General features: G+C 65.9%; 14 protein-coding genes. 5 read left to right on the top strand and 9 right to left on the bottom strand.

Going from position 1 to position 12,837, the window contains the following annotated elements; translation table 11 throughout:
- Positions 1-66: 66 nt before the first annotated feature.
- On the top strand, positions 67-876 hold the full coding sequence (locus CHINAEXTREME_RS19330) for an RIO1 family regulatory kinase/ATPase domain-containing protein (protein WP_007140586.1): 810 nt from the start codon (positions 67-69) through the stop codon (positions 874-876).
- 34 nt (positions 877-910) lie between these two features.
- Here the strand turns inward: CHINAEXTREME_RS19330 and CHINAEXTREME_RS19335 are convergent, their stop codons facing one another.
- A complete protein-coding gene (locus CHINAEXTREME_RS19335) occupies positions 911-2,320 on the bottom strand; it encodes a sodium:solute symporter family protein (protein WP_007140585.1) in 1,410 nt (469 codons plus the stop codon).
- Positions 2,321-2,460: 140 nt separating this feature from the next.
- On the opposite strand from CHINAEXTREME_RS19335, the gene CHINAEXTREME_RS19340 reads away from it, so the two are divergent.
- Positions 2,461-3,633 carry a M24 family metallopeptidase gene (locus CHINAEXTREME_RS19340; protein WP_007140584.1) on the top strand — a complete coding sequence of 391 codons (1,173 nt, stop codon included), beginning with the start codon at positions 2,461-2,463 and terminating at the stop codon, positions 3,631-3,633.
- Positions 3,634-3,767: 134 nt separating this feature from the next.
- Entirely contained in the window at positions 3,768-4,490 is a 723-nt protein-coding gene (locus CHINAEXTREME_RS19345) for a helix-turn-helix domain-containing protein (RefSeq protein ID WP_007140583.1), read from the top strand.
- 17 nt (positions 4,491-4,507) lie between these two features.
- Here the strand turns inward: CHINAEXTREME_RS19345 and CHINAEXTREME_RS19350 are convergent, their stop codons facing one another.
- Positions 4,508-5,344, bottom strand: a complete 837-nt coding sequence (locus CHINAEXTREME_RS19350; RefSeq protein WP_007140582.1) for a proline dehydrogenase family protein — start codon at positions 5,342-5,344, stop codon at positions 4,508-4,510.
- 137 nt (positions 5,345-5,481) lie between these two features.
- On the opposite strand from CHINAEXTREME_RS19350, the gene CHINAEXTREME_RS19355 reads away from it, so the two are divergent.
- Positions 5,482-7,017, top strand: coding sequence for an aldehyde dehydrogenase family protein (locus CHINAEXTREME_RS19355; RefSeq protein ID WP_007140581.1), 1,536 nt, complete (start codon positions 5,482-5,484; stop codon positions 7,015-7,017).
- 487 nt (positions 7,018-7,504) lie between these two features.
- On the opposite strand, the gene CHINAEXTREME_RS19360 is transcribed toward CHINAEXTREME_RS19355, so the two are convergent.
- From CHINAEXTREME_RS19360 to CHINAEXTREME_RS19385, 6 genes are all read right to left on the bottom strand, one after another.
- Entirely contained in the window at positions 7,505-8,371 is an 867-nt protein-coding gene (locus CHINAEXTREME_RS19360) for a nitrilase-related carbon-nitrogen hydrolase (protein ID WP_007140580.1), read from the bottom strand.
- Positions 8,372-8,390: 19 nt separating this feature from the next.
- Positions 8,391-8,825: an SRPBCC family protein gene (locus CHINAEXTREME_RS19365; protein ID WP_007140579.1), complete on the bottom strand. Its 435-nt coding sequence runs from the start codon at positions 8,823-8,825 to the stop codon at positions 8,391-8,393.
- A 72-nt stretch (positions 8,826-8,897) separates the two neighbouring features.
- Entirely contained in the window at positions 8,898-9,122 is a 225-nt protein-coding gene (locus CHINAEXTREME_RS19370) for a DUF7123 family protein (RefSeq protein ID WP_007140578.1), read from the bottom strand.
- 93 nt (positions 9,123-9,215) lie between these two features.
- A complete protein-coding gene (locus CHINAEXTREME_RS19375) occupies positions 9,216-9,401 on the bottom strand; it encodes a DUF7525 family protein (protein ID WP_007140577.1) in 186 nt (61 codons plus the stop codon).
- Between the two features lie 135 nt (positions 9,402-9,536).
- Positions 9,537-10,568: a phosphate signaling complex PhoU family protein gene (locus tag CHINAEXTREME_RS19380; RefSeq protein ID WP_007140576.1), complete on the bottom strand. Its 1,032-nt coding sequence runs from the start codon at positions 10,566-10,568 to the stop codon at positions 9,537-9,539.
- A gap of 111 nt (positions 10,569-10,679) precedes the next feature.
- Positions 10,680-11,828 (bottom strand): ATP-NAD kinase family protein, encoded by a 1,149-nt coding sequence (locus CHINAEXTREME_RS19385; protein ID WP_007140575.1) that lies wholly within the window; start codon positions 11,826-11,828, stop codon positions 10,680-10,682.
- Positions 11,829-11,960: 132 nt separating this feature from the next.
- On the opposite strand from CHINAEXTREME_RS19385, the gene CHINAEXTREME_RS22480 reads away from it, so the two are divergent.
- Positions 11,961-12,086, top strand: a complete 126-nt coding sequence (locus tag CHINAEXTREME_RS22480; RefSeq protein ID WP_007140574.1) for a hypothetical protein — start codon at positions 11,961-11,963, stop codon at positions 12,084-12,086.
- Here CHINAEXTREME_RS22480 and CHINAEXTREME_RS19390 read toward each other — a convergent pair.
- Positions 12,083-12,808 carry a competence/damage-inducible protein A gene (locus CHINAEXTREME_RS19390; RefSeq protein WP_007140573.1) on the bottom strand — a complete coding sequence of 242 codons (726 nt, stop codon included), beginning with the start codon at positions 12,806-12,808 and terminating at the stop codon, positions 12,083-12,085. The genes CHINAEXTREME_RS22480 and CHINAEXTREME_RS19390 overlap by 4 nt on opposite strands.
- Positions 12,809-12,837: the final 29 nt, after the last annotated feature.

Raw genomic sequence — 12,837 nt, forward strand, 5'->3', positions numbered from 1 at the left:
CACGAGATATCTCCCGTCGTCGATAGTTCGAGACGCATTTAACCTCCAGGGGCCTCTGTTTCCCGTATGGATCTCCGCCAGCTCGTCCGCGGCACTGTCGAGTGGGACCGCATCGAGCGGGTCATCCACACGCTGGCGGACCGACACGGCCGCGAGACAGTTCGCGTCGAGTTCCTCGAGGCCGACAACTGGCTGTCGACACCCTGTGTTATCGACGACGAGTGGTTCGTCAAGATCGTCTCCCGGCAGAACGCGCTCGTCCACGCCCTCCTCACCACCGGCCGGAACTTCGGAGCCGTCTCTGCCGGAACCGGCGGCTTCTTCGATCGGTTCGATACACCGCGGGAAATGGTCGAACACGAGTACGAGGCCACCCAGCGGATGCGCGAGATCGGCATCAACGCCCCGCAACCGATCGAGGCCTTCGAGATCAACGGGCTGGGCGTGCTCGTTCTGGAGTACTTGCCGGAGTTCGAGTCGTTCGGGACGGTTTCCGACGACGTCGTCGCCGAGCGGGCGGGGGAACTGTTCGACATGCTCGCGACGCTACACGACCACGGCCTCGCCCACGGCGACTTGCGCGCGGAGAACATCCTCATTTCCGACGGCGAACTCTACTTCATCGACGCCACGAGCGTCCACGCGGATCGCGTTCCGGAGACAACGGCCTACGACCTCGCCTGTGCGCTCGCCGTTCTGGAGCCCCGCATCGGTGCACGACGGGCGGTCGAGGCGGCGGCCGGCGTCTACGGGCCGTCGGAACTGCTCGCGGCCCGGCGGTTCCTGGATTTCGTCCGACTGCGGCCGGATCACGAGTTCGATTCGACGCAACTGCGCAGCGAACTGGAGAAAGCTGCCGAACTGGGGGGCTACTGAGGGGGTGGCCGCTACCGCTCAGCCGCTCGGCCGCTCAAGCCTGACTCGGCCTCGGGGCCGATTCGCCGTCCGTAAGGGTGCTAACAAGGACGATGAGCAGTCCGGCGATCGGGGCCGCGACGATCACCGCATCCAGCCCGTACGGGCTGGCGAGGACCGTATCCCACGTGATCGCGAGCAACGCGCCGACGATCATCCCCGTGAGGCCGCCCAGTTTGGTCAGGCGCTCGCGCATCAGGAAGATCGCGAGCAGGGCGGGCGTGATCGCCGCACCGTAGGCCGTGTAGGAGTACATCTGGACCTCGAGGATCGTCGGGAACTCCTGCCCGAGGACGAACGCGAAGATCCCGAGGACCACCACGAACGCGCGGGTCAGCCAGAAGACCTGCTGGTCGGAGGCGTCCGGGTTGATGAGGCCCTTGTAGAGGTCCTGCGAGAGGTTCGTACAGGCCGACAGCAGGTAGGAGCTCCCGGTGGTGATGATGAAGGCCGCGGCGGCGGCGAGCAGGATGCCGCCGACCCAGGTCGGGAGTTCCGTCGTCGTCGCAATCAGGGCCATCCCCGGGTCGAGGTCGGGGAACATCGCCCGCGAGGCGAACGCGATGATGGGGACGAGCGTCATCGTCGCGACGACGCCGACGAACCAGGCGACTAGCCCCGCGTCGGTCCCTTCGTCGGTCTCCCCGGCGATGATGCGCTGGTACATGTTCTGGTCGGCGAGGATCAACAGCAGCGGCGGGGCCCAGAGAGCGAAGAACTCGAGGGCGGAGAGGTCGCCGAGGACGTCGAGGTGAGTCTCGGGGACGCTCGCGGTGATCCCGGACCAGCCGCCGGCCTCGAGGACGACGAACGGAACCGCGATCACGAGGCCGACGAGCATCAGGAAGGCGCTGATCGCGTCCGTGTAGGCGACGGACATCAGACCGCCCATCGCCGCCAGTGCGATGATGACGGCGGTCCCGATCAGGGTCCCCTGTGAGACCGGGATGCCGGTGGTGACGTTCAGCACGTAGCCGAGGCCGATGAACTGGTAGGAGACGATCCCGACGTAGGCGAAGGCGATCACGAGCAGGCTGATGATCCGTCCTTCCTTCCCGAGTTCCGCCTCGATCATCTCGGGGATCGTCAGCTTGTCGAACCCGCGGATCCGCGGGGCGAGGGCCTTTAGAATGCCGATACCGATGAGCGCGGCGGTGCCGAACAGGATGGCCGGAATCAGCCCGTTGTCGTACGCGACCGAGTTCGCGCCGCCGGTCACCGTCCCGGAGCCCATCCACGTCGCGAGCAAGGTGCCGGCGATGACCGCCGTCCCGAGGCTTCGGCCGGCGACCATGAAGTCCTCGGCGGTGTTCGTCTGCCCGTACGCCCAGACGCCAACGCCGAGCATCACGGCCAGATACCCGGCGACGATATAGAGCAACGTCACGTCGGATTCGACTGCCATGGTACCGGATTCTAAAACTCCGTTCTTAAATACCCATCCAACCGATCGTTCCCGGTCGATCATTACGTGTAGTAAACACGTAGTGTGCCCGGCCGTGGTCGGGTCCCCTTTTACTATCGGCAGCCCGCTTGTGTCGATCCATGACGGAGCTTTCGATCCCGGAGACCGAACACCGACGGCGAACACGAGACTTGCTCGAGCGTGCCGACGCGGACGGCTACGACGGCCTCGTCCTCTTCGGCGCGTTGAACATCCACTACGCCAGCGGAATGTACCACCTCCCGACCGAACGGCCGGTCGCGCTAGGGATTACCGACGAGCGAATCGAGGCGGTCGTCCCCAGACTCGAGCGGGAACACGCCGAACGCGGGGAGTTCCTGATCGACGAGGTGACGACCTACTTCGAGTACCCACAGGGTGATCCGATGGAACGGGTCGCGGAGATGTGCGAGCGACTCGGGCTGGCGGACGGCTCGATCGCGGTCGACTCCGATGGGAGTCCGGCCCGCAACGGCTATACAGGCCCCGCACTCTCGGAACTGGTGGACGCGGAGGTCGGCCTCGAGGCGTACGTTACGGAGATGCGTGAGACGAAAAGCGACGCCGAGATCGATCTGATCCGGGAGGCGAGCGTCTGGGCCAACTTCGGTCATCGGCTCCTCCAGGAACGGATCGAGCCGGGCCGACGGCCGATCGAAGTTCGTGCGGAGGTCGAGGCCGAGGCCGTCAAGCCGATGCTCGACGCGCTCGGGGACCGTTACGAGATGCGGTCGTGGGCGAACCCGATGCAGTGTCTGTTCACGACCGGCGACGTGACTGAACTACCCCACAGCATGGACCAGACGACGCGGATCGAACGCGGTGACAATATCGTCACCATCGTCAAGCCGACCGTCGGCGGCTACACGACCGAACTCGAGCGGACGATGTTCGTCGGCGAGGTGTCCGACGAGAAGCGGGAGTACTTCGAGATCATGACGGAGTCCCAGGAGATCGCGATCGATGCGATCGGCCCGGGCGTCGAGTACGCCGCCGTCGAGGAGGCTGTCGTCGACTACTACGAAGAGCAGGGGGTCGCCGAGTACACCCAGCACCACGTCGGCCACAACATCGGTATGGAAGGCCACGAGCGGCCGTTCCTCGACGTCGACCAGGAAGGCGAGATCCGACCGGGCGAACTGTTCACCGTCGAGCCGGGGTTCTACGTTCCGGACGTCGGCGGCTTCCGCCACTCCGATACCGTGGTAGTGACCGAGGACGGAACCGAGACGCTGACCGACTACCCACGGGACCTCGAGAGCCTGATCGTTTGATCCGCCCACGGGTCGGTGGGTGAGACGCCACGTCCCCGGCCGTTTCCTGTACGAATATCAGTCGAGCACGGCGTTCGGTGGACGACCGCTTCGAAAACGCAACATAGAAGCCCGGCGTTGAGACATGGCTACACATGAGTCTTCAGGGCGAGCTCTCGAGCGTTCGGTTGACCCTCGATCTGTGGCACCCGAACTGCTGGGCGATCGAGGCGACCGATCGAACGGGGGGCGGCGTGCTCGCTCACGCGGTCTACAACTCGCCGACCACGGAGGGCGAGAGCCCAAACACCGTCAAGGGGCTGTTCACCGCCTTCGGCGACACCTCCGCGGAAGTCGAGCAGCTCCTGGACGCGATCCGCGAGTCCGACCACTCCGGCGAAGTGTTCGAACTCCAGGAGCGGTTCGGCCGCGCCCGCAACGCGCCCGGTAACGTCGTCCGCGAGTTCTTCCTCGAGTACGACCCCACGGAGATGGTCTGTCCGACGTTGCTCGAGCACGGGTTCGTCCACAGCGCGCCGGTCCACATCGAAGACGGGAGCGAGGAGTGGAACCTCTGTTTCGCCGGGGACCGGTCCGCGATCGAGGAGTCGCTTGACGACGTGCGCGAACAGTCCGGCGCGGAGGTGACGATCACGTCGATCACGACCTCGGAGGCCCCCGACCGGTCGACCCGCGAGCAACGGCTGGACACGCTGACGACGAGCCAGCGCGAGGTGTTCGAACACGCCCGCGAAGCGGGCTACTACGAGTGGCCTCGCGAGATCACGACCCGGGAACTGGCCGACGAACTCGATGTCGCGAAGTCGACGCTGCTCGAGCACTTGCGACGGGCGGAGTCGAAGCTCCTGGACCCCTGATTCCGCATCCGGTCAGTTCAGCTCAGGATCGCTCGCAGCGCGAACAGCAGGTTCTCCTTGCGCTCGCGGACTCTCCGGTAGAAGTACGAGAACCACTTGTTTCCGTAGGGGATGTACTGGTAGACCTCGACGCCGTCGGCGGCCAGTTCGTACTGGGCGTCGGTCCGGACGCCCATCAGCATCTGGATCTCGTAGGGCGTCCCGTGTTCCCGGTGAAGCTCCCGGGCGAGCGAGACGAACTCCGGATCGTGACTGCCGACCGCGACCCCGTCGTCGAACGACTCGAACATGTACTCGATGAGGTCCCGGTAGTTCTCGTCGACCCGGTCCTTGTCGGTGTAGGCGACGGAGGCGGGTTCGTCGTAGGCCCCCTTGACGATCCGGACCTTGCCCGGGGCGTCGGCCAGTCGCTCGAGGTCCTCGCGGGTCCGCTCGAGGTTCGCCTGGAGGCACAGCCCCATGCCGCCCCCGTGCTCGCGGACGAGCTCCTCGTAAGCGTCGAGGGTGGCGTCGGTCGTCGTGTGATCCTCCATGTCGACCCAGACGAAGACGTCCCGTTCGGCACCGCGGTCGGCGATCTCGGTGAGGTTCTCCGCGAACGTGTCCGCGCCGACGTCGAGCCCGATCTGTGACGGTTTGACCGAGACGCAGGCGTCGACGTCCGAGCGGCCGATGTCGTCGATCAACTCGAGATAGGACTGGGTGTCCGCCGCCGCGTTGGCGGGGTCGTCGTAGTGCTCGCCGAGCAGATTGAGGATGCCGGCGACGTCGCGCTCGTTGAGCGCCCGGACGTGTTCGATGGCCTCGGCGGACGTCTCACCCGCGACGAATTTGCTCGCGATAGGGGGAATCATTCGTTCGTATTCCTCGAGACGGAGACCATAAGCCACCACCCGACCAATGCGTTAGCGCTCTGTCGGTCCGAAAATAACTCGGTCGGGGCGACCATGATCGGTGGGGCTTACATGAGATCAGGGAGTAATGACGAACCATGTCGCAGCAAGCCGGAACGCAAACACATCAGCATTACATCGGCGGCGAGTGGACCGAAGGCAGCGGCTCCGAGACCTTCGAGAGCGAGAGCCCGGCGACGGGCGAGACGCTCGCGGAGTTCCACCGCGGCACCGAAGACGACGTCGACGCCGCACTCGAGGCGGCCGAGGACGCCTTCGAGGAGTGGCGCGAACTGTCCTACATCGACCGCGCGGAGTACCTGTGGGATATCTACCACGAACTGCGGGAACGCCACGAGGAACTCGGCGAGATCGTCTCCAAGGAGTGTGGCAAGGAGATCTCCGAGGGGAAAGCCGACGTCACCGAGGCCTGGCACATGGTCGAGTGGGCAGCGGGCAACGCCCGCCACCCCCACGGCGACGTCGTCCCGAGCGAAGTCGGCAGCAAGGACGCCTACATGCGCCGCAAACCTCGCGGCGTCGTCGGCTGTATCACCCCCTGGAACTTCCCGGTCGCGATCCCGTTCTGGCACATGGCCATCGCGCTGGTCGAGGGGAACACGGTCGTCTGGAAGCCCGCCGAGCAGACGCCGTGGTGTGGCCAGATCATCGCCGAGATGATGGAGGACGCCGGCATCCCCGACGGCGTCTTCAACATGGTCCAGGGCTTCGGCGACGCCGGCGCCGCGATCAGCGACGATGGCCGCGTCGACACCGTCCTCTTTACCGGCTCCGCGGAGGTCGGCCACGAGATCGCCAGCAAAGTCGGCGGCGAACCCGGCAAGCTCGCGGCCTGCGAGATGGGCGGCAAGAACGGCATCGTCATCACCGAGGAGGCGGACCTCGACATCGCCGTCCACTCCGCCGTGATGTCGAGCTTCAAGACCACCGGTCAGCGCTGTGTCTCCTCCGAGCGCCTGATCGTCCACGAGGACGTCTACGACGAGTTCAAGGAACGGTTCGTCGACATCGCCGAGGACATCGCCGTCGGCGACCCCCTCGAGGAGGACACGTTCATGGGGCCGGCCATCGAGGCCGACCATGTCGAGAAGATCCGCAAGCACAACGAACTCGCCGAGAAGGAGGGGGCGAACGTCCTGGTCGACCGGTTCGAACTCGCCGAGGACGAGATTCCCGAGGGCCACGAAGACGGCCACTGGGTCGGCCCGTTCGTCTACGAGATCGACTACGACACCGACCTGCGCTGCCTGAAAGAGGAGTGTTTCGGCCCGCACGTCGCCCTGCTCGAGTACTCGGGTGACATCGAGGACGCCGTCGAAATCCACAACGACACGCCCTACGGACTCGCTGGCGCGGTCATTTCCGAGGACTACCGACAGATCAACTACTTCCGCGATCACGCCGACATCGGACTGGCGTACGCGAACCTGCCGTGTATCGGCGCCGAGGTCCAGTTGCCGTTCGGCGGCGTCAAGAAGTCCGGCAACGGCTACCCGAGCGCCCGCGAGGCGATCGAAGCCGTCACCGAGCGCACCGCCTGGACGATGAACAACTCGAAGGAGATCGAGATGGCACAGGGCCTCTCGGCGGACATCATTACGAAAGACGACTGATCGTCGGCGGTCGCACTCGAGTTCCGACTCTGCGATTTTTACGGTACTGGGAAAAGTCCGTCCCGTAGCTGCTGTCTCGAGGTCTACTGGGGCTGGCTCTACGGTTCCGGTCTAGACGGGGCGGGAACCGTCGATTCGAGGCGAGGGACAGGAGTACGAAGGCGAACCGGCCGAACCGGCTAGCCGCCGGTTCGGAACGGCGACGAAACGGACGACAACGAACTGAGGACGGGACGCGGACGAACTGAGGACGGGACGAGATTGGGTGGGTGTCGGCCTCGAAACGAGGAGACGGGTGAGGACGCTCGTTCCCGGGAAACGAGCGTCGACGGGCCGGGCCGGATCGGATCGAAGCCGGAGCGACGCGCAATGCCGGTTGCGACGTGAAAAGCGTCCCTACCGGCACTCCGATCAAGGGCATGGCCGAACAAAAAGTCAGCGGTAGCGGTAGCCGGCGGCACCGTGTCGCACCCGTCAGTGCCGACGTCTACAGCCGCCTGTCGTGAAGCGCCGGGAACTCCTCCCGAACGTCGGCGACCCGGACGGGATCGACCTCGGCCGTGACCAGCGCCGGCTCGTCGCCGCTCGAGGCCAGCGAGACGCCCCACGGGTCGTGGACGGTCGATCGGCCGAGCAGCGTCGCGTCGGCGTCGGGGAACTCGCCGCTGCCGTTTATCGTGGCGACGTAACACTGGTTCTCGATCGCTCGCGCACGCGAGAGGGTCTCCCAGTGTTCGACCCGCGGGTAGGGCCACGCGCTCGGGACGAGCAGCAGGTCGGCGCCCGGCTCCGAGTCGACCAGCCGCCGGTAGAGTTCCGGGAACCGCAGGTCGTAGCAGGTCGTCACGCCGATGCCGACGCCACCGATCGAGGCCGTCTCGATGCGTTCGCCGGGGACCAGCAGCTCCGATTCGGCGGACTCGTACCCGAACAGGTGGTGCTTGCGATAGACGAGTTGCCGGTCGCCGTCGGCGTCGAACAGCGCTGCGGTATTGGCGAGACCCTCGTCGGCTGGCGTCGGGACCGTCTCGGTCGCCGCGAGGTCTTCGACGATAGTCCCCGCGAGGACGGCGATTCCGTGGTCCGCGGCCGCCTCCCGTAGCTGGGTGAAGGTATGGCCGGCGAACGGCTCCGCGAACTCCTCGTAGCGGTCGAACGCGAAGTAGCCGACGTTGAACAGTTCGGGGAGCGCAACAAGATCCGCGCCCCGGGCGGCGGCCTCCTCGATCGCCTCGAGGGCACGATCCAGGTTGCCGTCGAGGGCTCCGGACTCGACGCGGATCTGGGCAAGAGCGACGGTTAGCGTGCTGTCGTCGGCGTCGGTGTCCGTCACTGGATCGGTGTCGGTCGTCATAGGCATAGGCGTAGTATTCTTATTGTATCGTCTCCAGATACCGCTCGAGTTCCCGGCGGAGATTCTCGATCTCCTCGTCGAGGTTCCGCTTGAAGAACTTCTCGACGCCGGGGAGTTTGCCGTCGACCACGAAGTGGTTCTCGAGTCGGGTGCCGGTGTCGGTCTGAACGACCTCGTGTTCGCCGGTGACCTGCATCACTTTCGACTTCCCGACGAACTTGACGTACTCCGGGGGCCGGCGCGTGAGGTCTTCCGTTTCGACGGCCGTCGTCCGTCGCACGAGCGGGATCGGGAGTTCGACGTGCCAGGTGACCCGTCTCCCCTCCGGATCGTTGGCGGTGTACTCGCGCACGACGCTGATCGCTCGAGCGCGGTTTTCCGGGTCGGCGATGAACTCCCAGACTTCCTCGGGGGTCGCCGACAGCTCGAACGACCGATCGACCCGTACAGTCATGTCACTACGTCGGTTGCTCACCGGTAAAAAGACCGTGGAGTGGGCCGGGGCCGACCGAGTCGACTGCGCCGGTCAACTGAGGGTGACCTTCCAGGTCGTCGACCGAGCGCGTCCCCACTTCTCGATGTCGACCTCGTCGGATTTCTCCGCGATGTGGGGAAGGCGTACGCCAACCTGTTTCGACGAGAGGCCGATCGCTTCCGCGATGTTTTTCGCCCGGAAGTACTGCTCGCCCCGGGCGGCGCTCTCGCGGAGATACGAGAGGATCCGCTGCTCTTCGTCGGAGTAGTCGGTCATCGTCCGTACCGGACCTAGGGGATCGGCGGCCTTAACTCTTAACGGCCAGAATCGGTCGAGTCGGCAAAAAGCACCGTTTCGATCGTCCGCTCGTCAGTCCCAGAGGTGGATCCCGACGACCGCCAGCGAGCTAAAGAGGACTGCAGCCGCAAAGCCCCAGGCTGCGTCGAGTTCCGGCGCGCCCGTCAGCATTACGAGCGCCCCGAGCGTCGCGGCCGCGCCGAGTGCAAGCGCTATTCCAACGCCCTTGTCCGTCGTCGACTCCGTTTCCGTAGCCATGCTCGGGGGTTGTGAGCGCGGTGTCTTAATTGCATTCGTTTCGCTCGGCGTGAACACTCGATGCGGGGCGGCCCTCGAACCGAACTCGTTCGATCACCGGCTCGACGGGGTCCGTCGATTCGACGCCCGACCGAATCAGTTGATCGTCGTGTGGACCGACTCCTCGTTCAGCGCGAGGTTGGCCGCGATCTCGGCGTTTCGCATCGCGTATTCGGCGGTCTGCTGGAGGCTAACTAGCACTTCCCGCACGCGCAGCAGTTCCTCGTTCGACATCTCCGGCAGGTCCGCGAGGATCTCCTTTTCTCGGTCGGCGCTCTTCTGGAACAGTTCACGGACCTCGTTGGACTTGTCGTAGTCGCGTTCGACCGCCGCTTCGACCGCCAGCGAGGTGATTTCGTCGACGAGGTCGTTCAGTTCGCGGATGTCCCGCATCACGGAACTATCGACGTCCAGCGAGTGGCCCTCGGTTTCGATGACGATGTCCGCGATGTCCTCGGCGTTGTCCGCCGTCAGTTCGAGGTTCTTGGCGATCGAGCGGTAGCCGATCAGCGGGAACCCGGTGTTGAGCCCGACCGCGCGGGCCAGGTTGGGGTTCTGGTAGGCCGTGAAGATCAGCCGCAGCAGGAGCACGAAGATCTTGTTGGCCTGTCGTTCCCGGTTCAGCGCTCGTTGGGCGAGGTCGGGGTTGCCGTGTGCCAGTGCCTTGATCGCCTCGCTGCGCATCGTCTGGCCGGTTCGCTCGAGGCGCTCGAGCAGGTTGTGGAGCGTGAAGTCCTCGGGGTCGACCGAACAGCGAATCGAGATGCTCTCGGGGGTCTCCTCGATGACCCCGAGCCCCATCAGTTGCGTTTCGGCCTGGTAGACGGCGTTGATGTGATCCGACTCGAGGGCGCCTTCCTCGCGCTCGACGCGAATGACCCGGCGGCCGAGGACGTACTGGGCGACGATCGCTCGCTCGACGGCGGTGGCGCTGAGGTCGTCCGCGTGGACGATCGCTTCCGTCTCCTCGGAGTTCGCCGATTCGGGCATCACCGTCAGGGTCCCCTTTCCGCTCGTTCGAAGGGAGACCTCGTCGCCCTTTTCGACGGCGTGTTCGCTCGCCCACTCGGCGGGGAGGGTCATCGCCAGCGTCGACGGCCCGAGTCGCTGCACTTTCCGCGTTTCCATACGCATGGGTATAGCGTGGCGCGACCTTAATCTTGACTATACCACCCTTATATTTCCACGCGTGATTATACAGGCCCTGCTCGCTGCTGTGTGTTTCCCGTCCTTATATTTTCAGGCAACGTTGACCAGTCGAGTCGTGAATCGTCCCGTTCGGACCCGGGTCCATCCCCGGAGTTCCTCGTCGAGGTCGTCGTCGTCGGTATCGACGTGCAGCGCGTCGATCCCGTCCAATTTCTCGGCAGAGGCGACGATCTCGATCTCGTCGGCACGCCGGATCACCGGCGGCGAGATCTGGTGGTTCCCGCGACCGAAAACGAACCCCTGGCCCCCGATCGGCGAGACGACGATCGTCACCGGCTCCTCGAGGACTTCGAGGATCTCGTCCTCCGCGGCGTCGCGGGCGAGGAGGGTGCCGTCGCCGTCGTCCCCCGCCCGCCACACGTCCACGCCCAGCGGCGACGGCTCGAGTCCCAGTTCCTCCTCGATCGCGCCGACAGTACTGCCGGGGCCGAAGACGTACGTCCGGCCCGGTTCGACCTCGCGGGCGAACCCCACGGCGAGCGAGTCGACGCTTCCGCTCGCGAGTTGCTTGCTCGACTGGACGTCCTCCGCGACGGGTACGGGGACGATCGCCCGGAGTTCCGCGCGGACCTCACCCTCGCGGTAGGCGTCCTCGTCGATGTCGTTGACCTCGCGATCGGCGACGCGGTCGAACTCGGCGGCGATCCGACCGGCGTCCTCTGGCGTGACGGCGAACACCGAGGAGTAGATCTTGACGCCCGCGGGGACCCCCAGAACCGGTGTCCGGTCGTCCGCGTCGCCCTCGACGGACTCGAGGGTTTCCGCGACGTCGACGGCCGTTCCGTCCCCGCCGACGAACAGCACGAGGTCGACGTCGTGCTCGAGGACGGCACGGACGGCCCGGCGGGTGTCGGTCGCGGCCGTCTCCGCCTCGGCCGGATCGGACGGCCGCGCGGGATCCGCCTCCGTGCGGTCGTCGCTGTCGGCCGGGTCGTAGACCACGACGGGATCGAACCCCGCGTCTCGAGCGGCGCGTTCGCCCATGACTCCCGCGGCCGTGTAGACGGCGGTGTCGGGGTCGCGGTTCCGCAGCGAGCGCAACGCCGCACGGGCGCGTTCCGGAGCGCGCGGCTGTGCGCCGCGTCGGCGCGCCTCCGCGACTTTTCCGTCGGTTCCTTTCAGCCCGACCCGACCACCCATGCCGGCGATCGGGTTGACGACGACGCCGAGAGCCTCCATGCCGCTACGTTGCCGTCGGCCGTACGTGAGTGTGCGGGTTCGCCGCGCCGACGCCCCGGCAGCCTCGAGTCGGCGACCCCATCACCGCGGCTTTTCTGAAAAACTAAGGGGAATGGGTACGGATCGCCGATTATGAACGAACTCACGCAGGCCGTGCTGGAGTCGGAACCGGTGCTCCCGATGGACGTCGTCGGCTGGGGGGCGCTGATCCTCGGATTGCTGGTAACGATCGTCTGGCTGGTCTACCTCTACCGCTAGTTCGACGCGTCGGTCGTCGACGGGGGCTCCGGATTCGGCTCCGGAGTCTCGACCCGTTCGCGCAGCCAGTCCGCGGCTTCGCGTACCGTCGGCTCCTCGTTGCCCTTGATCTCGATGCGGACCGACTCTCCGGGATAGCTGCCGACCGAGACGTCGAACCGCTCGCGAAGCGACTCGATCCGGTCCAGCAGCGCGCTCTCGGGTTCGTCGGCGACGACGTCCTTCCGGTAGGTTTCCGTCCCGGAAAACTCCTCCTCGATCGACTCGAACATCGCCCGCATCTCCGCCGGCACGCCTGGGAGGACGTAGATACCCTCGACGGCTGCCCCCGGTGCGACGCCGACCTCGTTGTGTAGTGCCCGCGCGCCCGCCGGGAGGTCGGCCGTTCCCGCCGTTAGATCCGACCGGGAGTAGCCTTCTTCCTCGAGCCAGGCGAGTGCAGTTTCGTGTTCCTCGAGCGGGCGGCCGAGCGCGGCGGCGACCCCGTCCATCGTGACGTCGTCGTGGGTCGGGCCGACGCCGCCGGTGACGACGACGGCGTCGTACTCGGCACGGTACTCGTTGACGACACGGGCGATATCGGTGACCCGGTCCGGAACCGTCGTGACCCGCTCGACGTCGACCCCGCGTCGGTCGAACCGCTCGCAGAGCCAGGTGGCGTTCGTGTTCGTCGTTTGCCCCGCGAGCAGTTCGTCTCCGACAGTGACGACCGCGACGTTCATACCGACCCGTTCGGGCCGGACCCCCAAAT

It is taken from the genome of Halobiforma lacisalsi AJ5 (assembly GCF_000226975.2).
Classification (GTDB): domain Archaea; phylum Halobacteriota; class Halobacteria; order Halobacteriales; family Natrialbaceae; genus Natronobacterium; species Natronobacterium lacisalsi.

Excerpts from the sequence above, each read along its gene's own strand:
- CHINAEXTREME_RS19370 (WP_007140578.1), bottom strand. The coding sequence starts at position 9,122 with ATGACCGACTACTCCGACGAAGAGCAGCGGATCCTCTCGTATCTCCGC.
- CHINAEXTREME_RS19355 (WP_007140581.1), top strand. The coding sequence starts at position 5,482 with ATGTCGCAGCAAGCCGGAACGCAAACACATCAGCATTACATCGGCGGC.
- CHINAEXTREME_RS22480 (WP_007140574.1), top strand. The coding sequence starts at position 11,961 with ATGAACGAACTCACGCAGGCCGTGCTGGAGTCGGAACCGGTGCTCCCG.
- CHINAEXTREME_RS19360 (WP_007140580.1), bottom strand. The coding sequence starts at position 8,371 with ATGACGACCGACACCGATCCAGTGACGGACACCGACGCCGACGACAGC.
- CHINAEXTREME_RS19335 (WP_007140585.1), bottom strand. The coding sequence starts at position 2,320 with ATGGCAGTCGAATCCGACGTGACGTTGCTCTATATCGTCGCCGGGTAT.
- CHINAEXTREME_RS19340 (WP_007140584.1), top strand. The coding sequence starts at position 2,461 with ATGACGGAGCTTTCGATCCCGGAGACCGAACACCGACGGCGAACACGA.
- CHINAEXTREME_RS19390 (WP_007140573.1), bottom strand. The coding sequence starts at position 12,808 with ATGAACGTCGCGGTCGTCACTGTCGGAGACGAACTGCTCGCGGGGCAA.
- CHINAEXTREME_RS19345 (WP_007140583.1), top strand. The coding sequence starts at position 3,768 with ATGAGTCTTCAGGGCGAGCTCTCGAGCGTTCGGTTGACCCTCGATCTG.
- CHINAEXTREME_RS19330 (WP_007140586.1), top strand. The coding sequence starts at position 67 with ATGGATCTCCGCCAGCTCGTCCGCGGCACTGTCGAGTGGGACCGCATC.
- CHINAEXTREME_RS19385 (WP_007140575.1), bottom strand. The coding sequence starts at position 11,828 with ATGGAGGCTCTCGGCGTCGTCGTCAACCCGATCGCCGGCATGGGTGGT.
- CHINAEXTREME_RS19350 (WP_007140582.1), bottom strand. The coding sequence starts at position 5,344 with ATGATTCCCCCTATCGCGAGCAAATTCGTCGCGGGTGAGACGTCCGCC.
- CHINAEXTREME_RS19375 (WP_007140577.1), bottom strand. The coding sequence starts at position 9,401 with ATGGCTACGGAAACGGAGTCGACGACGGACAAGGGCGTTGGAATAGCG.
- CHINAEXTREME_RS19380 (WP_007140576.1), bottom strand. The coding sequence starts at position 10,568 with ATGGAAACGCGGAAAGTGCAGCGACTCGGGCCGTCGACGCTGGCGATG.
- CHINAEXTREME_RS19365 (WP_007140579.1), bottom strand. The coding sequence starts at position 8,825 with ATGACTGTACGGGTCGATCGGTCGTTCGAGCTGTCGGCGACCCCCGAG.